23 protein-coding genes and 2 rRNA genes are annotated in these 24,737 nt (G+C 49.8%); 6 read left to right on the plus strand and 19 right to left on the minus strand.

The features are described from left to right. Window positions 1–15: 15 nt before the first annotated feature. The 5 genes from AWQ24_RS14005 to gshA all read right to left on the minus strand — a co-directional run bounded on the left by AWQ24_RS14005 (window position 16) and on the right by gshA (window position 5,507). The gene (locus AWQ24_RS14005; RefSeq protein ID WP_012308354.1) at window positions 16–231 is read right to left on the minus strand and encodes an RNA-binding S4 domain-containing protein; all 216 of its coding nucleotides are present in this window, start codon (window positions 229–231) and stop codon (window positions 16–18) included. A gap of 24 nt (window positions 232–255) precedes the next feature. Beyond that, entirely contained in the window at window positions 256–993 is a 738-nt protein-coding gene (locus tag AWQ24_RS14010; protein WP_065717167.1) for a dienelactone hydrolase family protein, read from the minus strand. 145 nt (window positions 994–1,138) lie between these two features. Beyond that, window positions 1,139–3,100, minus strand: coding sequence for a LysM peptidoglycan-binding domain-containing M23 family metallopeptidase (locus tag AWQ24_RS14015; protein ID WP_012308356.1), 1,962 nt, complete (start codon window positions 3,098–3,100; stop codon window positions 1,139–1,141). A 749-nt stretch (window positions 3,101–3,849) separates the two neighbouring features. After that, window positions 3,850–4,305: a tRNA (cytidine(34)-2'-O)-methyltransferase gene (locus AWQ24_RS14025; RefSeq protein ID WP_065717169.1), complete on the minus strand. Its 456-nt coding sequence runs from the start codon at window positions 4,303–4,305 to the stop codon at window positions 3,850–3,852. 56 nt (window positions 4,306–4,361) lie between these two features. Further along, window positions 4,362–5,507 (minus strand): glutamate--cysteine ligase, encoded by a 1,146-nt coding sequence (gene gshA, locus AWQ24_RS14030; protein ID WP_065717170.1) that lies wholly within the window; start codon window positions 5,505–5,507, stop codon window positions 4,362–4,364. Window positions 5,508–5,685: 178 nt separating this feature from the next. Between gshA and AWQ24_RS16475 the strand changes: the two genes are divergently transcribed. Together AWQ24_RS16475 and cobA are read left to right on the plus strand one after the other, a co-directional pair. Further along, the gene (locus AWQ24_RS16475) at window positions 5,686–5,826 is read left to right on the plus strand and encodes a hypothetical protein (RefSeq protein WP_012308359.1); all 141 of its coding nucleotides are present in this window, start codon (window positions 5,686–5,688) and stop codon (window positions 5,824–5,826) included. A 234-nt stretch (window positions 5,827–6,060) separates the two neighbouring features. Continuing rightward, window positions 6,061–6,843, plus strand: a complete 783-nt coding sequence (gene cobA, locus AWQ24_RS14035) for a uroporphyrinogen-III C-methyltransferase (RefSeq protein WP_065717171.1) — start codon at window positions 6,061–6,063, stop codon at window positions 6,841–6,843. On the opposite strand, the gene AWQ24_RS14040 is transcribed toward cobA, so the two are convergent. From AWQ24_RS14040 to AWQ24_RS14060, 5 genes are all read right to left on the minus strand, one after another. Beyond that, window positions 6,826–8,463, minus strand: a complete 1,638-nt coding sequence (locus tag AWQ24_RS14040) for an acetolactate synthase large subunit (protein WP_030007761.1) — start codon at window positions 8,461–8,463, stop codon at window positions 6,826–6,828. The genes cobA and AWQ24_RS14040 overlap by 18 nt on opposite strands. A 49-nt stretch (window positions 8,464–8,512) precedes the next feature. Then, window positions 8,513–9,877 (minus strand): NAD-dependent succinate-semialdehyde dehydrogenase, encoded by a 1,365-nt coding sequence (locus tag AWQ24_RS14045; protein WP_065717172.1) that lies wholly within the window; start codon window positions 9,875–9,877, stop codon window positions 8,513–8,515. A 167-nt stretch (window positions 9,878–10,044) separates the two neighbouring features. Next, a complete protein-coding gene (locus AWQ24_RS14050; protein ID WP_065717173.1) occupies window positions 10,045–10,569 on the minus strand; it encodes a phycobiliprotein lyase in 525 nt (174 codons plus the stop codon). 111 nt (window positions 10,570–10,680) lie between these two features. Beyond that, complete coding sequence (locus tag AWQ24_RS14055; protein WP_065717174.1) at window positions 10,681–10,881, minus strand: hypothetical protein; 201 nt, start codon at window positions 10,879–10,881, stop codon at window positions 10,681–10,683. Window positions 10,882–11,066: 185 nt separating this feature from the next. Beyond that, a complete protein-coding gene (locus AWQ24_RS14060; RefSeq protein WP_065717175.1) occupies window positions 11,067–12,614 on the minus strand; it encodes an AAA family ATPase in 1,548 nt (515 codons plus the stop codon). Window positions 12,615–12,847: 233 nt separating this feature from the next. On the opposite strand from AWQ24_RS14060, the gene ald reads away from it, so the two are divergent. Beyond that, complete coding sequence (gene ald / locus AWQ24_RS14065; protein ID WP_065717176.1) at window positions 12,848–13,936, plus strand: alanine dehydrogenase; 1,089 nt, start codon at window positions 12,848–12,850, stop codon at window positions 13,934–13,936. 45 nt (window positions 13,937–13,981) lie between these two features. Here the strand turns inward: ald and AWQ24_RS14070 are convergent, their stop codons facing one another. From AWQ24_RS14070 to AWQ24_RS14080, 3 genes are all read right to left on the minus strand, one after another. After that, window positions 13,982–14,824 carry a tetratricopeptide repeat protein gene (locus AWQ24_RS14070; RefSeq protein ID WP_065711483.1) on the minus strand — a complete coding sequence of 281 codons (843 nt, stop codon included), beginning with the start codon at window positions 14,822–14,824 and terminating at the stop codon, window positions 13,982–13,984. A gap of 115 nt (window positions 14,825–14,939) precedes the next feature. Further along, window positions 14,940–15,905, minus strand: a complete 966-nt coding sequence (locus AWQ24_RS14075) for a tyrosine-type recombinase/integrase (RefSeq protein WP_065717177.1) — start codon at window positions 15,903–15,905, stop codon at window positions 14,940–14,942. A gap of 148 nt (window positions 15,906–16,053) precedes the next feature. After that, a complete protein-coding gene (locus tag AWQ24_RS14080; RefSeq protein WP_232318829.1) occupies window positions 16,054–16,770 on the minus strand; it encodes a hypothetical protein in 717 nt (238 codons plus the stop codon). 197 nt (window positions 16,771–16,967) lie between these two features. On the opposite strand from AWQ24_RS14080, the gene AWQ24_RS14085 reads away from it, so the two are divergent. Then, window positions 16,968–17,432, plus strand: coding sequence for a hypothetical protein (locus AWQ24_RS14085; RefSeq protein WP_065717179.1), 465 nt, complete (start codon window positions 16,968–16,970; stop codon window positions 17,430–17,432). A 43-nt stretch (window positions 17,433–17,475) separates the two neighbouring features. After that, the gene (locus AWQ24_RS14090) at window positions 17,476–18,036 is read left to right on the plus strand and encodes a glutathione S-transferase family protein (RefSeq protein WP_065717180.1); all 561 of its coding nucleotides are present in this window, start codon (window positions 17,476–17,478) and stop codon (window positions 18,034–18,036) included. A gap of 100 nt (window positions 18,037–18,136) precedes the next feature. Here AWQ24_RS14090 and AWQ24_RS14095 read toward each other — a convergent pair whose 3' ends face one another. The 3 genes from AWQ24_RS14095 to AWQ24_RS14105 form a co-directional block, all read right to left on the minus strand. Further along, a complete protein-coding gene (locus AWQ24_RS14095) occupies window positions 18,137–18,274 on the minus strand; it encodes a photosystem II reaction center protein K (RefSeq protein ID WP_012308371.1) in 138 nt (45 codons plus the stop codon). A gap of 26 nt (window positions 18,275–18,300) precedes the next feature. Beyond that, complete coding sequence (gene tgt / locus AWQ24_RS14100) at window positions 18,301–19,437, minus strand: tRNA guanosine(34) transglycosylase Tgt (protein ID WP_157096877.1); 1,137 nt, start codon at window positions 19,435–19,437, stop codon at window positions 18,301–18,303. An 81-nt stretch (window positions 19,438–19,518) separates the two neighbouring features. Further along, window positions 19,519–19,974 (minus strand): hypothetical protein, encoded by a 456-nt coding sequence (locus tag AWQ24_RS14105; RefSeq protein ID WP_030008237.1) that lies wholly within the window; start codon window positions 19,972–19,974, stop codon window positions 19,519–19,521. Between the two features lie 303 nt (window positions 19,975–20,277). Between AWQ24_RS14105 and cobS the strand changes: the two genes are divergently transcribed. Next, a complete protein-coding gene (gene cobS / locus AWQ24_RS14110) occupies window positions 20,278–21,066 on the plus strand; it encodes an adenosylcobinamide-GDP ribazoletransferase (protein WP_065717182.1) in 789 nt (262 codons plus the stop codon). Here the strand turns inward: cobS and AWQ24_RS14115 are convergent. From AWQ24_RS14115 to AWQ24_RS14125, 3 genes are all read right to left on the minus strand, one after another. Further along, complete coding sequence (locus AWQ24_RS14115) at window positions 21,046–21,483, minus strand: PPC domain-containing protein (protein WP_012308375.1); 438 nt, start codon at window positions 21,481–21,483, stop codon at window positions 21,046–21,048. The genes cobS and AWQ24_RS14115 overlap by 21 nt on opposite strands. A gap of 191 nt (window positions 21,484–21,674) precedes the next feature. Beyond that, a 5S ribosomal RNA gene (gene rrf, locus AWQ24_RS14120) occupies window positions 21,675–21,792 on the minus strand. Window positions 21,793–21,871: 79 nt separating this feature from the next. Then, window positions 21,872–24,683 (minus strand): 23S ribosomal RNA (locus tag AWQ24_RS14125). Between the last annotated feature and the right edge of the window lie 54 nt (window positions 24,684–24,737).

A 24,737-nucleotide genomic window follows, 5' to 3' on the forward strand; every position in this document is an offset into this window, starting at 1 on the left:
CTTTAGGAAACCACCCTACTCGTCAAATTCAACTTGGAGCGTTGTCCCTTCAAAACTGACCAAATCCCCGTGGCGTAATTTCCGTTTGCGGCGGGTTTCTGTTTCTCCATTGACCTCCACGAAGCCCCCCTGGATGACCATTTTGGCCTGGCCCCCCGTCGCCACAAGGTTCATAATTTTCAGAAATTGATCAAGCTGAATTGTGGGGTCGTCGGTCGGCATCTGGGTCATCGGAGTTAGACAAAAATAAAAAATTTAGAGGGTTTCAGCAAAGAGAGTCTGTACCTCTTGCCATGCTGCTTGGGCGGCCTGTTCATTGTAACTGGCACGGCGATCGCAAAAGAAGCCATGGCCTGCCCCTTCATAGCGAAAAATCTTGTGCTCGATTTGGTGCATTTTTAAAGCCGTCTCGATCTGATCTACTTGAGCCGCCGGAATCGACGCATCGGCCATCCCAAAGAAACCGTAGAGTTTGCCTTGGATTTCAGAGGTATAGTCCAGGGTTGTCTGGGTTGCTTCCCCGGGACACCAGGTGGTAATCCCAGCACCATAAAAAGACGCTGTTGCCTTAATCTCCGGCAGAGTCGCTCCCAGATAGGTCACGTGGCCGCCAAAGCAAAACCCAATGCTACCGACTCCCGTGGGCTTCACCTGGGGACGACCGTAAAGATAATCAATGGTTGCCTGGAGATCACTAAGCAGTTCTGTGGCCTTAGTCTGTTCTTTGTATTGCCGTCCGACTTTCACGTCTTCTGGAGTGTACCCTGTTTCAAATCCTGGGGCCAACCGTTGATAAATTGCCGGGGCGATCGCCACATAACCCAAGCGGGCAATGCGGTCAGTGACATCACGAATGTGGCCATTAACCCCAAAAATTTCCTGCACCACAATCACAGCGGGCAAGGGTTCCGCACTAACTGGATAGCTCAAGTAAGCCGCAATCTGCAGATCGCCATTGGGAATTTGAACCGTTTCTGTTTGGAGTGGAGACATCACAAAAACACTGGATAAATAACTTCATTGTTCCCATTTTAGAAGGTGTTCCCTGCGAGATTGCTTTGCCCATGGCCACAAAAAAAGAGGGAAAGACTCCCTCTCTTAAATCAATGTATTGAACTTAAAAGTTAAATATTTTGCCCTAACGCTTCGGCAAGAAGGCCATCGGGTTAACTGCTCCCTGACCCTTCGGATGAATCTCAAAATGGAGGTGTGGGCCCGTGCTAAAACCAGTGCTCCCCATGGCTGCAATTTGTTGGCCTTGCTTGACCTGTTGGCCTTTGCGTACCATGATCCGGCTATTGTGGGCATATAGCGTGACACTGCCATCACCGTGGCGGATCTTGACGAGGTTGCCATAACCACCAGAGTTCCAGCCAGCCGTAATCACTTCACCATTGGCCGCTGCAAAAATGGGCGTGCCTGTGGGGGCAGCGATATCAATCCCCCGGTGCATCCGACCCCAGCGGGGGCCATAACCAGAGGTAAAGGTTCCTTTCGCCGGCCAAATATAACCATTGAAGATTTCAGCGCCCGGTAAATATTCATCGGGAGAGGCCAGGGGAGGCAGATCCGGGCTCACGGTTTCACCAACAGAGAGACGCAGAAGCGCGTTGTAGTTGGCGACGTTGCCAGGAGAAGCCGCTGCAATTTCCTGGGGTGCTTCGGGCACTTCCACGGTGCGGGGGGCCGTAGCGGAAGGCTCAGGTTGTCCTTGCCATTCTGGGTTAACTACCGGTGCCGGTGCCACAGCGCGCTCATTGCTGGTGAATTCGACATTGGGAGCCGGAACCTTGAGGGCAATGGGCGTTGATTGCTGTTGATATTCCCGACGTAGCCGCGCGATGTCAGTTTTAAGCTTTTCTACGGCGGCTTCCGTGGTGATTCGGTCGCTGTCCGGTGCGGTTACAGAACCAGTTTCTGCCTGTAATTTGGGCTGCGGCAGAGAAACGGCATTCGCTAGGGTTGCACTATTACGATTCACGCCTTGGGTTACCTCCATTTGGGGAACAAGGGCCACAAATTCTTTCTGGGGCTGGGGTTGCTGGGCGCGAGCCGGAATCGCTAGCTTTTGGTTGACGTAGATTACGTTGGGATTGAGCAGCTTATTAGCGGCAATCAATTCACGCCCTGAGATGCCATAACGACGGGCGATCGCATATAAAGTTTCCCCGGGACGAACCACATGGGTTTTGGGCACGGCGTTGGTGTTTGCTGCAACCAAGACTTCCGCTGGGGCTGCTGGAGTAGCGGCCTTTTCCTGGGGGCGCACCAGAGGCGTCGAGGCATTGCTCTGGGCTGGCGGAACAGTCAGGGTGACAGAGCGGGCCTGTTCTGCTTTTTCTTCTTTTTTCGCTTCCAATACCAATTCAGGGGTAGGAGATTGGAGCTGGGGGGGTTCCGGTAAACGCTGGGGGCTAGAAACCGCATTATTAGCGATTAAGGTTTCCGGTGTGGGTTCCGCTTTGGCCGTGGGCGCACTGAAGTCCTGGGGTTTCGGTACAGGAATCGTGACAACGCCCTTGGGGGCAGCGGTGGGTGCCTGGGGAGTCAAAGCAGTGGAGCTAACCAAGGTTTCGGGTTGAGGCGCCTCTGTTTTGGCCTCAAAAATCACCTTTTCCACAGGCTGGCTTTTTAGGGCTTGAATACTTTCGACGAGTTTGTCCTGTTCGGCGCGTAATGTAGCGGTAGGTGCGTCGGCCTCAAGGCGGGCAGAATCGGCATCCATGAGGGCTTGGGAAGGAAGCTCAAGGGCGGCAACTTCGACGCTGGGCTTGGGGAGCGTGGGTTGCTCGCTGGGGGCGATCGCCGGAGAGTCAATTTCATAACGAGCGATCGGTTGTTGGGAAGGGGCCGGAATTTTTAGTGCTTGCCCAACCACTAGAGTACTTTCGACAGTGAGATCGTTTAAGGTGGCGATCGCCTCAGGGGCCACGCCATACCGTTGAGCAATGGACCAAAACGTATCAGCTTCAGCAACAATGTGCTTGATGGCGGGTAGTTCAGGCTCAACCCTACTGACAGAATTTGAACTTACAGCAGCGACGAGTTGGGGGGATTCGACCTCCGGAGCCGTTGCTAAAGTAACTGGAGCAGGAATCATAAATGTTTCTCCTTGGGAAAAAAGACGGTCTGTTCGTGAATTGGGCAAAGCCGTTACTTCCGTGGTCAACACCGAAATCGGTGAAATTTTTTGTAGCCCTCAATGGGAAGACAAAAAATGTGAGAAGTGAGGCACGTTTTCCAGAAAACCAACAAGACTCCAGGGGGAGCAGGCTGATGGGAAAACAGACGCTTGGTTCGACTTTACCGACGTTGCCAAAGCTGCAGTACCTTCAGGGGATACAATGCGGTGCTTTTGGGATACGTCCTTCAAAAACAACCTCCTACTTGTGTCGAGCAGTGGTTTCATTCTGCTTCAACTGAAACAATTGAAGTAACAATTCTACCGACTTCTCGTGATTGAGATCACTTGAATTGGACATTTGGTGAATGTCTAGGAAAGGTTACCCTGGTTTCTTCTTTTTAACAAGTCTGGGTTGATATATTTTGATTTTTCTGGGGGAAAAACACTGGGATCAATGGGTAGTCCAGGATACAGAACAAGGGTGATTTCAGTTAATATTTAGTTGCACTTTTCCCCACTGGCGATCGCTTAGCATATTTTTTCGGTTTTGACAGCTTCTCTAGCCCAGACACCTATTGCATAAGCTTTTTAAGCTTTCTAAGTGCACATTTAGCGATAGTATTTTTGTTTTAAAAGAATAAAATCTCCACCGATTCAGGGGAGATCTGTTAATGTTTTCGGCGCACTACGGGGGGGCGGTGATAGAAATATCTTATCGGGGAAAACTAAAGCCCTAATTGACGCCGCACTTCAAAGAGACCCACCGCTGCACTCACGGAAAGATTAAGGCTCCGAACATGGGTCTTATTGATAGGAATAGTTAGGGTTGCATCGCAGCGTTGGAGTAGTTCTGCGGGGAGGCCTTGGGTTTCGCTACCAAATAGCAACCAGTCATCATCTTGGTAAGTGAATTCTGTGTATTGGCTCGTGCCCCGGACGCTGTAACCCAGGAGACGCCCTCCTCTGGTGGCCTGGGCTTGGAGGAAATGCTCAAGGTCGGGATAGAAAGAAAGTTTGACATGGGGCCAGTAATCTAGGCCGGCGCGTTTTAGGTGGCGATCGCTAATTTCAAAACCTAGGGGGCCGACGAGGTGTAGTTCCGTATCGGTCGCCGCACAGGTACGGGCAATATTACCTGTATTGGGGGGAATTTGGGGGTGAACAAGAACCAGTTGGGGCATCGGCGCAGATTAATAAACAAAGTCTTACAAACAGTTAAAGATACCCATTCAATCACCTAGGCCACAAGGGCAGCGGGTTCGCACAAATATCGGGCTAATTCTTGATCGAGGGTTTCGGCTTCGGCGATCGCCTTTTGGATAATCATCTCTAAAGGTTGACCTTGACGATGGGCCTGGAGCCATTGTTGAGCCTGATTCCCCTCCCGGAGTAACTTTTGCAAGGGGCTGAGAAAACAAGCAAATCCCGCCTGTTTCGCAAAGGGATAGACTTCTGTATAAATTTCTTGGATCCAATCCACCGCTTGAATCGGCTGGCCTGTGCGCCAGTGATAGAGGGTCGCCTCTAGGCTAGATTGGGCCGCCAGTTGCTCATTGGCATCGGTAATTTCCAAGAGGCGGGCTGGATTTAGCTGACTGGACTTGAGGGGGTCGAGGTGGGGCTGGGCTAAAAGCTGCTGGATTCTTGCTTCGACGAAGGCGACAATGGCCAGCAATTGCAGGGGATGGATCACCAAATCACAAATTCTCAATTCCAAACGATTCAGGGAATAAGGGCGGCGATCGCCATTGGGACGCACCGAAGACCACAAATGTCGGACATTTTGCATCGTCCCCAGGCGGAGTTGCTCATTAGTCCAATCAATAAAATGTTGATGGTTGGTAAATAGGGGCACCTGGGCCGGAGTTTTCGGGAACACTTGCCAGCGGCGGGAATGGGAACCCGTCACGCGACCATCTAGAAACGGCGAGGCCGCACTCAGCGCCAGGATCAACGGGGCTTCGAGGCGCATTAACCGACAGGCCCGCATCAAAATTTCTGGATCTTCAATGCCAATATTAATGTGGACACTGGCCGTCACCACATCGGTGCCATAGGTCTGTTCAATATAGGCATGGTAGGGATTTTGGGGATCCGAGCGAAAAAAGCGACTCGCATCGCCCAAAGAGAGGGTACTGCCAGGAATGAGGGTGTAGTTCCCCAGGGTTTTCAAAAACTGACGCAGTTGCAGTCGGGGCTGCAAAATTGCACAGAGCAAACTTTCATAGCTGCAACAAGGGGGCGTAGTGTATTCGACATTGCGATTATCAGGTTCCCGCACAAAGCCTTCAAGGGCCTTTACCACTTGATCGGAGAGGCCGATAATTTCTCCGGTGGGGGTGCCTGTGTAGATTTCAATCTCTAAACCTTTTGATAGCAGCAAAATGTATCCTCAAATCCTGGCAATGGGGGATGAATCATGCAGATTATCCAGCAATACACTATTTTATGCTGCCCTTCTCTCTCCTTGTGCGAAAATTTCTCCCTGACGGTGGGGAATTTTAAGTTAATATACTCATTCTCTTAATAAACGCCATTTTAAAATTGCTTTAGATCAAACCATGAGTCAATGTACAGTCCAGGATAAAGCCGCCAATACATTACCCCTAGATACCCGGGTAAAATATCTCTCGATCCAAGCGGAATTGGAACTATTGCTCCAGCAAATCCGGTCTAATCCCCAGAAGCAGGAGCGAGCCTAGGATAAATGGGGCGTCATGGTTTTCATTGGGGCCATGGCTCCTTATTTTGAGATTTTTAGGGATTTTTTGGCGGAAAACGAAAGGGGCGATCGCCTTGTCAAGGGAAAAATTAAGTATTTCTTTAGAAAGGGCAACCAAAGATACAGAAAAAAAAATTGCCCGTGTTAATCTGAGATACCTTACGGCTCCTCAGCCATTTCCCTTAAATTTATTTTCTCCCTGAACCCCTCCTCCATGGCAAATTCCATGACCCCTAGCACTCCAGTCGGCAAAGTTTACCTTGTTGGGGCAGGCCCCGGTGACCCTGGCCTCTTTACCCTAAAGGGCAAAACCCTCCTCGAAATGGCTGATGTGGTTGTTTATGATGCCTTGGTCAGTGAGCCAATTTTGGCGATGATCAATCCCCAGGCCGAACGGATCCATGCGGGGAAACGCCGGGGCAGACATTCACTCCCCCAGGAAGAAACCACAAAAATTTTGATCGAAAAAGCCCAGGAATTTGCCATTGTGGTGCGCTTGAAAGGAGGCGATCCGTTTGTTTTTGGGCGAGGCGGCGAAGAAATGGCCGATCTCCAAGCTGCAAATATTCCTGTCGAAATTGTCCCAGGCATTACCTCTGGTATTGCGGCTCCCGCCTACTGTGGCATTCCCCTCACCAGCCGTGGCTATAGTTGTTCGGCAACCTTTGTCACAGGCCATGAGGCCGCTGGCAAGTATCGACCCCAGGTTAATTGGCAGGCGATCGCCCAGGGTTCCGAGACCCTCGTGATCTACATGGGCATCCACAATCTGCCCCAAATTATTCCCCAGCTCCTCGCAGGGGGCTTAACCACAGACACTCCTATTGCTCTAATTCGTTGGGGAACGCGCCCGGATCAAGAAGAACTTCTGGGTAATCTTGGAGACATTGTCCAAAAAGTCGAAGCAACGGGCTTTGCTGCACCGGCGATCGCCATTGTGGGTCGGGTAGTGGAACTCCATCCCCAGTATGACACCCTGTTACATACGGCAAATTAAATCCCCTGATTTTTGGGAGAATTTCACATTTTCGCTGTAGTCCACGGGGCAATCGATCACCGCTGGCACATCCTGGGCTAGGGCTTCTTTTAAGGTCGGCACAAGGTCGGCGGCGGCGGTAATCCGATAACCCTTGAGGCCCATACTTTCGGCAAACTGCACAAAATCGGGATTGCCAAACTCCACAAAAGCTGGTGCGCCGAACTGGTTAATCTGTTTCCAACCGATCAAGCCATAGCCACCGTCGTTAAAAATTAGGGTGACAAAATTCGCCCCAATGCGCAGGGCCGTTTCTAGCTCCTGGCAGTTCATCATAAATCCCCCGTCCCCCGTGACAGCCACGACATTTTTTTCTGGGTGGACTAATTTAGCCGCCACAGCACCGGGAATCGCAATGCCCATCGCCGCAAATCCATTGGAAATCAGGCAAGTATTGGGGCGATCGCAATGGTAATGGCGGGCCATCCACATTTTGTGAGCCCCCACATCGGAAATGACGATGTCCTCTGGGGCCATCACTTGGCGGAGATCGTAGATGATTTTTTGGGGTTTGACCGGAAAACTAGCATCGGTGCCGTGGCGTTCATAGTCCTCCCGAATCTCAGCCCGGACATTGAGAAATTTTGGTGCGGTTTTGCCCTCACGGTCTGTGCGTTTACGAATTTCATTTAAGGCATCACCAATGTCGCCAACAACTTCTGTGAGGGGAATATAACTACTATCAATTTCGGCGGCCACTTCACCAATGTGGATAATTGGGGTCGTTCCCTCTGGGTTCCAGCGTTTGGGAGAATATTCGATCAGATCGTAGCCCACTGCAATCACCAAATCGCTCTGTTCAAAGGCACAGGTGACAAAATCGCGCTGTTGGAGTCCCACCGTCCACAGGGACAGGGGATGGGTGTAGGGAATTGCCCCTTTTCCCATAAAGGTGTTGACCACGGGAATATTCAGCTGGGTGGCAAAATCGGTGAGGGCTTCGGCCGCATCGGCGCGAATAATGCCATTACCCACCAGGATTAAAGGACTCTTGGCATGGGCGATCGCCTCGGCAGCCCGGTTTAAACTCCGGCTTGAAGCATAGATTTTTTCACGACCATCCCGCTGGAGGGGCTGACCTTCTACGGGCATCGCCGCAATATTTTCAGGGAGATCGATGTGTACTGCCCCTGGTTTTTCCTGCTGGGCAATTTTAAAGGCACGACGTACCACCTCCGGGGTCGTGTTCGGTCGGACAATTTGTTTATTCCACTTGGTGACGGGGGCAAACATCGCCACCAGATCAAGATATTGGTGGGATTCAATGTGCATGCGGTCGGTACCCACCTGCCCTGTAATCGCAATCAGGGGAGCCCCATCGAGGTTCGCATCGGCAACCCCGGTCATTAAATTGGTAGCCCCAGGCCCCAGGGTAGACAGACAAACCCCCGCTTTCCCGGTTAAACGACCATACACATCGGCCATAAAAGCGGCACCCTGTTCATGGCGGACGGTGATAAAACGGATGGGAGACTCCTTAAGGGCTTCGAGGATATGGAGATTTTCTTCCCCCGGCAGCCCAAAAATATACTCCACCCCTTCATTTTCTAGACATCGGATCAATAATTCTGCAGTATTCACGGGCGATCGCCTCCTCAGGCACCAAAATCGTTGGGATAAAGTCGGGGGGTTATTTTAGCCACACCGTTTTGGCATTCACAAAGGTGCGAATCCCAGCGAGGCCCAATTCTCGCCCATAACCAGAGCGTTTCGTCCCACCAAAGGGAAGGCGGGGGTCAGATTTCACCATGCCATTGATAAAAACGGCCCCAGCATCGAGCTCTTGAATAAAGCGTTGTTGTTCTGCCGGATCATTTGTCCAGGCGCTGGCCCCTAAACCAAAGGGAATATCATTGGCGAGGGCGATCGCCTGATCGAGATCTTTAACCGTAAAGACCATCGCCACCGGCGCAAACAGTTCCTCCTGGAGAATCTTCGTCCCTGGGGGAATCTCCGTCAAAATGGTCGGCGGATAAAAATAACCGGCGCGGTCTAGGGGTCGCCCGCCCAACAAAACCTTGGCCCCAGCAGCCACCGCTTGATCCACTTGGCGGCTGATATCCTGCAAGATGCCCTCCGTTGCCAAGGGGCCGATATCCGTCTCCGGTGCCATGGGATCGCCGATCTTAAGACTGGCAAATTTGAGGTGGAGTTTTTCGAGAAATTCGGCGGCGATCGCCTCGTGGAGAATAAATCGTTTCGCGGCAATGCAAGATTGACCATTGTTCATCGTACGGGCTACAGTACCGACCTCGACTGCTTCATCGAGATCCGCCGACGGAAAGACCACAAAGGGATCACTGCCACCCAGTTCCAACAGCGTCGGTTTGATTTCCTGGCCCGCTAGACTGGCTAAACTCGCCCCCGCTGGTTCGCTGCCTGTCAAAGTAGCGGCCTTCACCCGGGGATCTTTAATCACCTGCTCTACCTGGGACGCGCCAATTAACAAGGTTTGAAATACTCCTTCCGGAAATCCTGCCGCCTCTAAAATCGCTTCCACCGCCAGGGCGCACTGGGGCACATTGGACGCATGTTTTAACACCGCCACATTCCCGGCCATTAATGCTGGGGCCGCAAAACGAAACACCTGCCAGAAGGGAAAATTCCACGGCATCACCGCGAGCAGAATGCCCAAGGGCTGATAGCACACATAACTTTCTGTGGCCTGGGTTTCTGTGTATTCGTTGGCCAAAAACTGTTCACCATATTCGGCATAGTAACGACAGACTAAAGCAGATTTTTCGGCTTCGGCGATCGCACTTTGATGGGTTTTTCCCATTTCAGTGGTCATAATCTCCGCAAACTTACTGGCGTCCCGTTCGAGGATGGCCGCTGCATTTTCGAGCCACTGTCGCCGTTGGCTAAAACTGGTGCGCCGATATGCTTGAAATGCTTCCTGGGCCTTGGCTAATTTTGCGTCAATTTCTGCTGGGGTCAGGGCTTTAAAACGCTGACATATTTCTCCGGTCGTGGGATTGATCGTGGCGATCGCCATAACTCTCTCCTTTGCCGCTGCGGGCTTGAGGCCTCCACTCTTCTCAGTGTAAGCGGGAATTTTTGCAATTTTTAGCGATACCGATAAACCTAAACAATCCGTGACATACACCCGACACGGATATTTTTATGCAAGGGAGATTTTCTAAAACGGCAAATTTAGGATTCCTAAAGACGCGTTTCTAAATATTGCGCGATCATCAGTTCTTGTCCCGCACGGGAAGTAATAGTTTGGCGTGTGCGGTGTTTATCCCCAACAAATTTAATTTCTTCTTCAAAACTGGCGCCGTCGTAGGCAGTCTGGAGTCGCATCACGTGGGGTTGGATCAATTCAAATTCGGCCACAATCGGGGCTGTTGTCGAAAAACCACGGTCGCGGTACATCAACTGATCCCGAATCCCAAAGATCGTCTCTCCCTTTAGGGGTTTGCGTTTCACATTGGTATAGGTGCTTGCCCAAGTGACTTTCGCTCCACATTGAAAGGCTTGCTCTGGGGATAGTTGGTGGGCGATCGCCAAGGGTTTGAGGTGGGGATGCTCGGCGGGGAAAAAGACGACTTCGATTGCCGAAATGGCCTCTAGGGGCTCCTGGTCACTGTTGAGGGTGTAGTAGCGGCGCTGGGAATGCCACCGACCGGCGGATCGCTGAAAAAAAGCAATGCTGGCACTGGGCGAAGTCGCAAGTAAATTCATGGGCAGAGAGCTTCGAGAGCTGCGGCAAATGTCAATGCTTAGTTTATATATTGTTACATTTTCTTGTAATCCTGGGCAAGGCAAGGGCGATCGCCTCACCCAGGCGCGGCCCTACTTCACGTACTGCCACTGATTGCGAATGAGGGAAAGAAAGGTGGCGTACCCCGCAGAGGTGGACGGAAAATCGGGTTTGTAAAATTCCGGGAACTCCGTGTAGGGACGCCAGGGATCAAAGGCTTTTAACCTAAGGTGTAGTATCCCTTCAGACGCACCGCCGTTGGGACTCCAGGTCATTTGTCCTGCTGCTTGCATGGTTTTTACTCCTTACTCGAAATAGTCAATGAGTATTTATAACTATCATTTTGGGGAAATAACCCAGGGTTTCCGTGGGATTTGTTACGGGAGCAGGGAGAAATATGCGGAAGTGTTAACTTTTCGTAATATTTCAACCCAAGTGGGCGATCGCCTTTTTCCTTTCTCTCAGCAGTTGCTTTGGCTTAAACAGGTTCCTCCGTCAGTTGGGCCATAATTGCGGCGGGAGTCTGGGTGGTATCCAGGGTTTTAACCAGGGGATGTTCCTCTGGGATAAAGGATTCAAAATGTTCCTGTTGGCTCGTGAGCAGATCGGCTGTCGCATCGGAAATATCGTTGGTGCGGGTCGTTAACCGCTGGGCCAGAATCGGCAATGGTGCTTGGCAGTGGAAAATTTCCAGGGGAATGTCCTGGTCAGCACAAGCTTTAATCACATTTTTACGATAGACAAGTTTGTCATATTTGGCATCGAGGATGACGGTAAAACCCTGTTTTGCCAACAGTAAACCAAGCTCTTGTAGGCGAGCATAGGTTTGTTCATTCATCGCTTCACTGTAGAGGCTGTCATCGCCTTTTGCTTCTAAAGATAAGCCTGCTAAATGTTTACGCACAGCATCGGAGCGCAGTTGAATTCCATTCCATTGGCGAGCTGCCGCCCGGGCCACCGTTGACTTGCCAGCACCGGATAAACCACACATTACAATCACTTTTCCCTGGGGGCGTTGGGTATAGCGCCAAGCTAAATCGTAGTAATCTGAAGCGATCGCCGCAGCCTGGATTTTTGCTTCAGGGGCGATCGCCGGATCATCCAAAAGAAATGAAGTCACTTTCGCCCGCACATAGGCCTGGCGACTCAGGTAGAGGGGTAAAACCTGGAGTCCTTCCCAATCTCCAGTACGTTCGACATAGGTATTGAGAAAAGCATTCCCCAGCTCCCTGGCCCCCCGCGCATCTAAATCCATCACCGTAAAAGCCACGTCATACATGGTATCGACGAACCGGAAAGGCTCATTGAATTCGATGCGGTCAAATAGTTGAATCTGATCTTGCCAAAAACAAATATTGCGCAGGTGCAGATCGCCATGGCATTCTTTGATTTTTGCTTCGCGGCGGCGTTTGGCAAAAATTTCCTCCCGGCTAGCAAAGAAATTATCTGTAAATTGTTTGGTTTGCTCGAAGCGGTCTTGGGTCTGGACGGTGCCAATATATTTGGCCGTTTGGGCGTAGTTTTCATCAATGGCCTGACGGATTTTGGCAATTTCCCCAAAGCTCAGGATGTAGTCGTTGGTAGTTGCCTGTTGATGGAAATCAGCGACAGCTTTTCCCAGTTGCACCATGTGATCTTCGGTAAGAGTGCCTGCTGTAAACATCTCACTCAACAGATTTTCCTGGGGGAATTGACGCATTTTCACGGCATATTCCACCACTTCTCCCGCCCCGTCAAAGGCGTAGGTTTGGCCGTCATAGGTAATGGGCAGCACTTCTAGGTACAGGTCAGCAGCCAGGGCACGATTTAGCTCCAATTCTACTTCGCAGAAATGTTGACGTTTGTCTAGAGTCGAAAAATCCAGGAAGCCAAAATTAACTGCTTTTTTTAGTTTGTAGGCATAGTCCCCAGTTAAAAACACGTAGGACACATGGGTTTGCACTAAGGCGATCGCCTCCTGGGTCGGGTGGGGATACAGCGCTGGCTGTTGTAGCGCTTCAATCAAGGCAGAGATCGAATGGGACATCTAAAAAATTTCACCGTAGAAGATATTGAGGTTTATTGTGCCATCTTGCTCTGGTTACCTTTGCCCAGAGTCTGAATCGCTACTATTTTGTCTAAGTTAATTTAGTCTTTTTATGAAGCAATGCTTGGTTCAAGTTGAATTTGTGTCGTTTGGGGAGTAGGTGCTGACAGGGCATCAAAAAAGTCCTTAAATGAAAAGCACAGATCCCAAGACAAAACATAGAGGCGTTGAGGATGAAAATCGGTGTCCCCAAGGAAATCAAAGACCAAGAATTTCGGGTTGGTTTGTCACCGAGCAGTGTGCAAGTCCTCGCCAGTGCTGGTCATCATATTTTGATTGAAACGGGGGCGGGCCTCGGTTCTGGATTTACGGATTCGGAATACCAACAGGCCGGAGCCGAAATTGTTTCTACGGCGGCGATCGCCTGGGAACAAGACATGGTCGTTAAAGTCAAAGAACCGCTTCCCTCAGAATATGCCTCGTTGCGCCCTGGCCAAATCCTATTTACCTATCTCCATTTAGCGGCTGATCGCCAACTCACAGAAAATTTAATGCGATCGGGCGTGACGGCGATCGCCTACGAAACGGTCACCGACGGCAAAGGTCATTTACCACTTCTTGCGCCGATGAGTGTCATCGCTGGGCGCTTGGCCGTGCAGTTTGGGGCGCGCTATCTCGAAAAACAGCAGGGCGGCAGAGGCGTTTTACTCGGAGGTGTCCCTGGCGTTGGGCCGGGTCGTGTGATGATTCTTGGTGGGGGGACTGTCGGCACCGAAGCGGCAAAAATGGCCGTGGGTCTTGGGGCCCAGGTACAGATCCTCGACATTAACGTCGATCGCCTCAGTGATTTAGAAGCGCTATTCGGCTCCCGGGTGGAACTACTCTACAGCACACCGACCCAAATTCAACGCTGGTTACCCCTCGCCGATCTGGTGATTGGGGCCGTGCTTTTACCGGGCAAACGTGCACCAATTTTAGTGTCCCGTGCCGCAGTCAAACAGATGAAACGGGGTTCTGTCATTATTGACGTGGCCGTAGACCAAGGGGGCTGTATCGAAACCCTGCGGCCCACCAGTCACAGTGCCCCCACCTATCTCGAAGAAGGGGTTGTCCATTTTGGGGTGCCCAATATGCCGGGGGCCGTACCTTGGACAGCAACCCAAGCCCTTAATAACAGCACTTTGCCCTACGTTCTCCAACTAGCCAATCAAGGTCTGGGAGCGATTAAACAAAATCCGGCGATCGCCCAAGGATTAAATATTGCCGAGCGGCGTTTAGTCCACCCTTCGGTGCGAGAAGTCTTTCCCGATTTAGCCGACTAAAGTTAAGCCATGCTTAAATTTTCGTAAATGAAGCTCGCTCTTTGTTTACTGGAATAACACCCGCACAAAAGTTTCTGCCCGTCGTTTGCCCTCCATATCTCCTTGGGCATCAAACATCGCGATCGCCTTCTCTAGATCTTGACGGGCCTCTTGATTTTGCCCCAGACCGGCCAAGGCAATACCGCGATTGTTGTAAGCAACGGCAAGTCCCTCATTGAGATCAATAAGAACATTCGCATCCTGGAGTGCTTTTTCATATTCGCCCGTCCGCACATACAAACTAGACCGGTTGATTAAAGCAATGACGTTTTGGGGATTGAGGCGGAGTGCTTGGCTAAAATCCTGAAGCGCTTCTTCCCGTAGGCCGGCATTGGTTAAGATCAAGCCACGGTTGATGTAAGGATCAACCCACTCAGGCATGAGCGTAATCGCCTGGGTCAAGTCGTCATAGGCTTGTTGTGCCTGGCCAAGTTTATGGGAGACGGTTCCCCGACCAAAATAAGAGGCTGCAGAATTTGGATCTAAAACAAGGGCACGATTAAAGTCAGCGATCGCCTGTTCGTATTGCTCTAATTCTCCGTAGGCAATCCCCCGGTTATTGTAAGCTTCAACAAAATTTGGGTCCCGTTGAATCGCTTGATCAAAAGCGGCGATCGCCTGCTCATATTGACCTTGGGCAAGGGCGATAAGACCTTCCTCTAGGGATTTTTCAGCCTCACTCAATGGCTGTTCTTGGGGTACATCAGGCAGCAAATCAGCAGCGCTTTGGGCTCGTCCCAGGGGAATTTCCACGAGCAATAAACTCGAAGCACCAATGGCTAACCCCACAAAGACCTTCAAGATCAGTCGGTTAGCGAAACAAAAACGCAAAAAATGAGCCTGATTCATAATCTTCAAATTAAATCTTCTAACCATGTTGAGTCAAAGCTCTTTGAGTACGATAGATACTGATATTCATCACAGCGCAATAGGTTCGTTTTGTCTTTTCTGGATCAAAAAGCCCCTAGATCAAATTCGCCAAGAGATCTGTAATTTCCCCTTGGATATCCCTGCGGTTGTCATCATAAATCATCAAGGTATTGAGGTCGGCATGACGAGAAAATTTTTGCACCTTACGCACGTCTCCATTGGTCGCATCAAGGGCCGCTGTAATCCCAGAGTGACGAATGCGGTGGGGTGATAATAATTTTGTGACGCCTGCGGCCTTGGCTGTGTTCCGGACTAACTGGTAAATAGCCGTCCCTGTGAGACGGTGGCCCAGGTGAGCACGATCAAGGGCAACAAATAGTGGCTGAATTTTATTTTTAGATCCCGGACGGACAGCTAACCAAGCCTTTAGAGCTGTCACTGTTGCGGCAGAGAGTGTCACCCATTGTTTTTGGCGGCCTTTTCCCTTCCCTAAAATTGCGAGCGATCGCCGTTCGAGGTCTAAATCTTCTAAGTTGGTTTGGACAATTTCATTACGCCGCAGCGCATTATCCCAAAGCAATCTCAAAATAGCGTAATCACGTTTGCCCTTAATGGTTTTTTGGTTAGGAATTTTTAAAATTTGTCGATAAACAGTTTGTGAAATCCCAGTGGTATCCCGATAGCGACTGACCTTTTCTCCTTTGATGCCACCGAGGGTATAGCGACATTGCCCCAACTGATTTGCCAAACGAACCAATGCTTTGAGGGCGGCAAGACGACGATTAATGGTGGCTTCCTTGAGGCAGCGGACATCCCGTAGATGATTTTTGTAGCGCAAGACGAGGGCGAGGGCCTGGGGTTGCTCCAGATTCAGAAAGGCTTCGACCAGGAGCGGTGTGGGTTCGTTGGCATCGGCCACAAACCGAAAAAAATCACGAATATCTTTTTTGTAGGCTCGCCAGGTGTGGGGCGATTTTTGGTTCTCAAGGAGTTGACTCAGAATGTCAGGATTGTCCGCAGGGACAGAAAAAGGGCCAAGGCTAGCCAGGGATGTTTCCATAATCGGTGATCGCTTAAATCTTGATTTAATCTACATCTTAACGGTTTAGCTTACGATAATAACAGTTTTCGATAGCTTGTTTTAAAAGCATTGATTAGCGGTCTCAACCCCAACTTAAGCGTTCAAATTGGGGCTGAGTAAAGAGGTTTTAGGAAGAACGGTGGTCAAAGAGCAACCAACAGGCCACACCAAAAAATGGCACAAAACGTAGGGTTTGCCAGAAGCTATCTTTGGCGGTGAGATCACCCATGAGGAAAATTTGGATAAACCAAAAACAAAGGAGATCCACCATGAAGGCGACGGTGAGGCGGCTATCTCCCAGACGCAAGAGAAAGTAATCAAGGCGATCGCCGAGAAGACCAAATTCAGGACGAGCTAGACCAAACCAACCAATGGCAATAATGCCGACGCAGATTCCGACCCACGCAAAAAAGCGCGTAAACCACGGTTTAGGTAAAAAAGGCTGAGGGGCAATGGCTCGTCGGAGTGCCATGTAGGGCAGCAAAAAAACATTGGTAAGAAACATCCCGCAACCCCAGAAGGCGAGGTATGGCAGATGTTGACCCTTGCGATCGCTCGCCATTACTGGCAGAAAAAGCCACATCCAGGCGACAGCAAAATTAAAGAGGGCCTCATCTACAGGATTGAGCACTGGGGCTAAAGGCGATCGCCAACCCAAATAATTTAAAATCGGCAGCACAAAAAAGAAATTAAGCGATGCTTGTTTCACCTCTGTCAAAGTCTCAGGTTGCAGTTGCCATAGGGGTTCTCCGCCGAAGGGGAAATGACTGGGGGCAAGGAGTAAAGTCCCTACATAAAGCAGCCAAAATCCCCAAAAAAAGTTTAATTTTAGATTCATTACCATCAAGACATGACTTTTTTGTGTTTCACCTTAGAATACTGGCCCAGGCTTGAATATGGTCAGAGGTAAAGGTTGGGTATTAGAGATCATTCGCTGCAATTAAAGAATCCTTTCTTTCTGTCTCGTACGCCCCAAAAGCTCGTTAGGATCAAAACGGAAAATTCAATCCTTATATTTAGTTTCAGTAAGTAAAAATTCTTATGCCTACATTACAAGATTTTTTTCAGACCCATCATTTAACGAATAACGATTATTGTGTTTTTGGCGTCGCCAGTTGTTTTGTCCGGGAGGAGGGCGAAACCCAGGCGGTTTCTATCCTAGAACCGATTCCCTCAGCGGCCCTCGAAGCACTGTTAAAAGGAATTCCCACATCTTATCGAGTTGCCCAAGCCCTGCCCCTTGGGGATGTTATCCAAGCGGATCAAATCACCTTACCCACAGCCCTAGGCGATCGCCTGCAAATTCCCGATGACTTTTTAGAACGCACCGCCGCCGCCGCCCGTACCTACAAACGCCGCCCCGAAGCCCAGGGCCATATCCCCCTAGGGACACTCCACCAGGAGTTCAACCATTCCACCGCGAAAAAGCGCGTCCTTAATCAGGTTAATATCGTCAACACAGAGGACAATGTGAAGCAACATGCCCATACCCACAAAGTTCTCTAAATGAATTTGTAGACGAATTTATTGGCCTAACAAAACTCACACTATGCTAAAACTCTACGGTGGGGCGCGTAGCCGTGCCTCAATTGTGCGTTGGTATCTCGAAGAGCTCGGTGCTGACTATGAATTTGTCCTTCTCGATATGCAGGCGGGCGAACATAAACAACCGGATTTCCTTGCCTTAAATCCCTTTGGGAAAGTGCCTGTCCTAAGCGATGACGAGGTCACTTTATTTGAATCCGGTGCGATTTTGCTCTACCTCGTAGAAAAATTTAGTCACCTCGGCCCTTCCCCGGCAGATAAGGCGATCGCCTACCAATGGGTGTTATTTGCCAACTCGACCTTTTCCATTGGACTCACCCCGGCTGAAAATCGCAATGAAGTTATGGCCCGTTATTTGCAGCCCCTAAACGATCTCTTGCAAAACACATCTTTTCTCTTAGGAGAAGCATTTACGGTGGCGGATGTGGCCGTCGGTTCAATCCTCGCCTACATTCCTTTGATGTTCCAAGATGTGGATCTCAGCGCCTATCCAGCCCTACAAGCCTACTTAAAACGATTGGGCGATCGCCCCGCTTTCCAAAAAGCAATTATGAATCGCGGTTAATTCTCGTTACATTTAGTTACAAATTAGTCGCAAAAAACAAAAAAGCATCCCCGCAAGGATGCTTAATCAATTTCTTTTTTAAATAATTCAAAAATGGTGTTTATTTGAAGCCCACTGCCGCTTGCCATACAAATGCCAACAGCAAGAAGAACAAAGGAATTAGAGGCAAAACATCCACGAGGGGATCGAAAATTGAGTAGGCCTCAGGTAATTTCGCAAGTAATAATGCCGCTTCCATATATTTCCTTGTTGAACTGATTTTTCTTATGGTTTGCAGTCAATCCTAGCATGAGTTGGTTCGGGTTCTAGCCATTCGCCGAATTCTTCCACGAAGCGATCGCTAAGGATTGATTCACGAATTCTCACGGTAAATTGAATCAATTCTGTAACGTTATGTAAAGAAAGTAGCATGTAGGCTAACATTTCTTTCGCTTTGATTAAATGGTGCAAATAGGCCCGCGTGAAATTCTGGCACGTATAACAAGGACAGCTTTCATCCAGGGGGCGAAAATCTTCTTTAAACTGGGCATTTTTTAAATTCCAGCGATCGCCTTTGACTAGAGCCGCACCATGACGCCCCAACCGCGTCGGAATCACACAATCAAACACATCAATCCCCGCGGCGATCGCCTGGGCCATTTCCCGATAGGTGCCCACCCCCATCAAATAACGAATCTTGTTTTTCGGCAGGAGCGGCGCTGTATGCTGTACCACTTTACGAATATTTTCCGGCGATTCCCCCACACTAACGCCCCCGATGGCATAGCCCGGTAGGTCTAATTTCGTTAAATCTGTCACCGCTTGGGAGCGTAAATCTAAGAAAATGCCCCCCTGGACAATCCCAAACAACGCTTGATCGTCCCGTTCATGGGCTTCAATACATCGCTCTAGCCAACGATAGGTTCGTGCTGTTGCCGCCGCCACCGCCTCCCGGCCCGCATCTCCTGGTGGACATTCATCAAAGGCCATGATCACATCAGCACCCAGGGCATTTTGAATCTGGATTGATCGCTCCGGGGTCATATCAATCAAACGTCCATCCTTCGGCGAACGGAACACCACCCCTTCCTCACGAATCTTACGCATTTCACTGAGACTAAAAACCTGGAATCCCCCGGAATCCGTGAGGATCGGCCCCTCCCAAGCCATAAACCGATGCAGTCCTCCGGCTTTCTGGACAATCCCTTCCCCCGGTTGTAAGTGGAGGTGGTAAGTATTTGATAAAACCATCTGGGCCTGGGCCTGGACTAAATGATCTGGCGTGATGCCTTTCACATTCGCAAGGGTACCCACAGGCATAAATCGGGGTGTTTCCACAATTCCGTGGGGGGTATGAAACACGCCGACCCGGGCATTTGTATGGCGACATTCCTTATGTAGCGAAAAATGAAAATGGCTCACAGATGATGTTCCGAGGATCAATAAAAAATAAAAACGGCAGCAAAAGCCACCGCTTATTCTACCGAGTTCAGGAAACAGAACCTAGAAATTGAAATTTTCATCGTCATCCATGTGGACATCCCAGCGGGCCGATAAAACCTGAGTCACCATCTCTTCTAAGGTACTTTCGGGAACTGCTTTGGTATTGAAAGGATTGGCTTGGGGATTTTCTGCCACTTCCAAACGTAAGACACGATTATCCTGCACGAGTTCAAAATAAGTCTTATCGGTTTCAGCCTGTTTCAGGGCAAGGTAATCGAAGCTATGTAAATTTAGATATAAAGACTGATTGACCACCAAAGTAGCCTGTTGTTCATCATCAAAGACTTCTACAATCCAACCTTCGCCCTGTTTTTGCACTTCGCCATCAAGGTAATGGGAATAGCGGACCCATGCGAGATCTTGGAGTAGACGTTTCATGTCACTTTTATTGACAAGAATACCGGTAGAGACCACACAAGGAGCGGGTAAGGAAGTGGGATGACATTGATGACTCATGGGAATTGACTAAGGGTAAACAAAAAATATGACAGACTGAAGGTAAATCATCCATAACACTGCCTAGACATGGCAAGCAAATGAGCGCCACCACATCAGGATGAGCCTATGCGATTGTCATTTTACTTGTACAAAAGCTAGCACCCAAGGACAAGGGCTGTGGTTTTACAGTATTGTCTTGGTGTTATGGCGGAGGATGTTTATTAACGGTTTCCAATGCCTCGCCATAATCTTAACTTAAGGTTTGAATTTTGACATCTGAAAACCCACAATCTATCCAATTCTGAGCATCTCAATCAATTTATGGTTCGTTTTCTATCAGGCTTGCTACAGCTTTGGCGATCGCTATTGGGGGCCATTCTTTTTTACACGCTGCTACCACTGCCCAAGGGAGTGCAGCCTAGTTTTATTCGCATTGCCCGTTGGTGTCCTTGGGTGGGCTTGATTATTGGGGGCATATTGCTGGGGAGTTTTTGGGGTTTAGAGAGTTTAAAGGTTCCCACTTTACTCAGAAGTGCGATTTTAGTTGCCTTTTGGTTGGGTTTGACGGGAGGCTTACATTTAGATGGGGCGATGGATGCGGCCGATGGCTTAGCAGTGACGGAACCGAAACGCCGTTTAACGGTGATGGCTGATAGTGTTTCTGGTGCATTTGGGGTGATGACAGGGATCTTAATCCTGTTGCTCAAGGTCGCTGCCCTCGAAAGTTTAGGATTAGAGTCTTGGTATTTTTTTGTGTTGATACCGGCTTGGGGGCGATGGTCTCAGGTGGTGGCGATCGCCTTTTATCCCTACCTGAAAGCTGAAGGCAAAGGGGCATTCCACAAGCAGCAGTTCCAGTTATATCCAGATTTGTGCTGGAGTATCTGCCCCATGCTCTTATTCGTATTTTTGAGCTACTTTTTCCTGCCAATTGGCCAATGGTTGAGTGTTATGCTCACTAATCTTTGGTTTATGGCAGTGGCGATCGCTGTCAGCACTTGGTTTGGTCATAAATTCCAAGGTCATACAGGCGATACCTACGGTGCCACTGTGGAATGGACTGAAGTCGCTTGTCTCGTCAGCATCGTTTTACTCGCGAATAGGCTGTAGACGCGTTACTTTGAGCGAAAAATCACCATTTCCCGTTTCCCCAAAGGCCCGTACCCGCACAATATAGCGTCCCGTTTCGTTAATGCGCACAAATAGTAATGAATTCGTTGAACCATCAGCGGCATCGTCATTTTCCGCAATCGTCGACCCATCCGCCGCCAGCAGCAACACAATCGTATCAAAATCGTCCGAAAGCAAGTCAATGGCAACTTGATCACCCTCTTGGAGAGTAATTGCATAATCCCTGGCAAACCCCCCTTCCCCCGTGGGGATATCCTGATCCGAAAGCCGCTGGTTAATCTCTTGACCAGAGCGAATTCCAAGGGGTCGATACATCATCTCATTGGCGATCGCTTGATTTGCCAGCCCTACAACACTAAAAAATCCGAATATACAACCCCAGTAAATCCGATTCATTCAAATACCTATCAACTTATTGGCTTACTCTTCATACTCTACAACACTACCCAAGCAACGGAATGGGACTTCACTCACTACAAAGGAGAAAGAAAGCAAAATAAAATAAAGCCCTCAACCTGTAGATTGAGAGCTTTGATTAGAATATAAAGTTGAAGAATAAGATATTCAGTTTTTCATAAAAGAGAGAAGCTTGGCATTGAGCTATTTTCCCGGTAGGCTACCCCACAGGTATCGTCGCCGCTATAGCGTTTCACATCTGAGTTCGGGATGGAATCAGTGTGGTTCCACTATGCTAGAAACACCAAGCAGTGGTGTGGTCTCACACCCTCAAGACTGCACAAAATACTCATTAGTTCATCGAAATACTTAGTCTAACCATCTGTTTAAGGACAAGCCCTCGGTCTGTTAGGACATCTCGGCTCCATATGTTGCCACACTTCCACCTAATGCCTATTAACGGGTGTTCTTCCCGTGACCTTACTGGATTAACTCCATGAGAGCACTCATCTTGAGGTGGGCTTCCCACTTAGATGCTTTCAGCGGTTATCCGCTCCGCACTTGGCTACCCTGCGTTTACCGTTGGCACGATAACAGGTACACCAGCGGTGCGTCCTTCCCGGTCCTCTCGTACTAAGGAAGACTCCTCTCAATGCTCTTACGCCTGCACCGGATATGGACCGAACTGTCTCACGACGTTCTGAACCCAGCTCACGTACCGCTTTAATGGGCGAACAGCCCAACCCTTGGGACCTACTTCAGCCCCAGGTTGCGATGAGCCGACATCGAGGTGCCAAACCTCCCCGTCGATGTGAACTCTTGGGGGAGATCAGCCTGTTATCCCTAGAGTAACTTTTATCCGTTGAGCGACGGCCCTTCCACGCAGCGCCGTCGGATCACTAAAACCGACTTTCGTCCCTGCTTGACTTGTAGGTCTCGCAGTCAAGCTCCCTTCTGCTTTTGCACTCGATGGCTGATTTCCAACCAGCCTGAGGGAACCTTTGTGCGCCTCCGTTATCATTTAGGAGGCGACCGCCCCAGTCAAACTGCCCACCTGATACTGTCCTTTCACCGGCTTCACGGTTTAAAGTTAGAATTCTAGCCTTGTTAGAGTGGTATCTCACCAGTGACTCCATTACTCCCACAAGAGTAATCTCAACGTCTCCCACCTATCCTGCGCAAACAAAGCCCGAACCCAATACCAAGCTACAGTAAAGCTTCATAGGGTCTTTCTGTCCAGGTGCAGGTAGTCCGTATCTTCACAGACAATCCTATTTCGCCGAGCCTCTCTCCGAGACAGTGCCCAGATCGTTACGCCTTTCGTGCGGGTCGGAACTTACCCGACAAGGAATTTCGCTACCTTAGGACCGTTATAGTTACGGCCGCCGTTCACCGGGGCTTCAGTCGTCAGCTTCGCCTAAGCTAACCAACTTCCTTAACCTTCCGGCACTGGGCAGGCGTCAGCCCCTATACGTCCTCTTACGAGTTTGCAGAGACCTGTGTTTTTGGTAAACAGTCGCCTGGGCCTCTTCACTGCGACCAGCTCTCGCTGGCACTCCTTCTCCCAAAGTTACGGAGCAATTTTGCCGAGTTCCTTAGAGAGAGTTACCTCGCGCCCCTCGGTATACTCTACCACCCTACCTGTGTCGGTTTCGGGTACGGGTCCTATGCTTTCAACACATAACTAGCTTTTCTAGGCACTATCCTTTACTACGCGGAGACCGTAGTCTCCTCCCAATCCATTCAGGGTGTAGCTATCTTTCATGCGTCATAGTTATGCTCCCACACAGGAGTTGAGGAATATTAACCTCATGTCCATCGACTACGCCTTTCGGCCTCGCCTTAGGTCCCGACTAACCCTCCGCGGACGAGCCTTCCGGAGGAACCCTTAGGGTTTCGGGGTATGTGATTCTCACACATATTTTCGCTACTTAAGCCGACATTCTCACTTCTATACAGTCCACATCTGCTCACCGCTAATGCTTCACACCATATAGAACGCTCCCCTACCACTCTTTCGAGTCCGCAGCTTCGGTAACTTGCTTAGCCCCGTTCATTTTCGGCGCAGGAGCGCTTGACCAGTGAGCTATTACGCACTCTTTCAAGGATTGCTGCTTCTAGGCAAACCTCCTGGTTGTCTATGCACTCCCACCTCCTTTATCACTTAGCAAGTATTTTGGGACCTTAGCTGGCGGTCTGGGCTGTTTCCCTCTCGACGATGAAGCTTATCCCCCACCGTCTTACTGGCTGAATTTTACATGGTATTCTTAGTTTGTCTCACTTTGGTACCGCTCTCGCAGCCCGCAGCGAAACAGTGCTTTACCCCCATGCAAGGAAACCAACCGCTGCGCCTAAACACATTTCGGGGAGAACCAGCTAGCTCCGGGTTCGATTGGCATTTCACCCCTAACCACAGCTCATCCGCTCCTTTTTCAACAGAAGTCGGTTCGGACCTCCACTTGGTATTACCCAAGCTTCATCCTGGCCATGGTTAGATCACCCGGGTTCGGGTCTACAAACTGTGACTAACGCCCTTTTCAGACTCGTTTTCACTTTGGCTTCGGCTTTTCACCTTAACCTGCCACAGCCTGTAAGTCGCCGGCTCATTCTTCAACAGGCACACGGTCAGACGTTAAATCGTCCTCCCATTGCTTGTAGGCTAACGGTTTCATGTTCTATTTCACTCCCCTCCCGGGGTTCTTTTCACCTTTCCCTCGCGGTACTTTTACACTATCGGTCACACAGTAGTATTTAGCCTTACGAGGTGGTCCTCGCTGATTCAACCGGAATTTCACGTGCTCCGGCCTACTCGGGATACAGTTAGGCTACTTCGATTTTCGACTACAGGACTTTCACCTTCTTTGGTGTAGCTTTCAACTACTTCATCTAACCTCTATAGTCCACATCACTGTCCCACAACCCCAACCGCCTAAGCAGTTGGTTTAGGCTCTTCCCGCTTCGCTCGCCGCTACTAAGGGAATCGATTTTTCTTTCTCTTCCTTCAGCTACTAAGATGTTTCAATTCGCTGAGTTGGCTCATACCATCCTATATATTCAGATGGCTGTATTTAGGGTTGCCCCATTCGGAAACCTCCGGCTCAATGCTTGCTTCCAGCTCCCCGGAGTATATCGTCGGTAACCACGTCCTTCATCGCCTCTGTGTGCCTAGGTATCCACCGTTAGCCCTTTGTAGCTTGACCTTTTTTCGAGGTCAGACTCTTGGCTATTTTTGGATTGCTTGTACTTTCGTACTT

Source organism: Picosynechococcus sp. PCC 8807, assembly GCF_001693295.1.
Taxonomy (GTDB): domain Bacteria; phylum Cyanobacteriota; class Cyanobacteriia; order Cyanobacteriales; family MRBY01; genus MRBY01.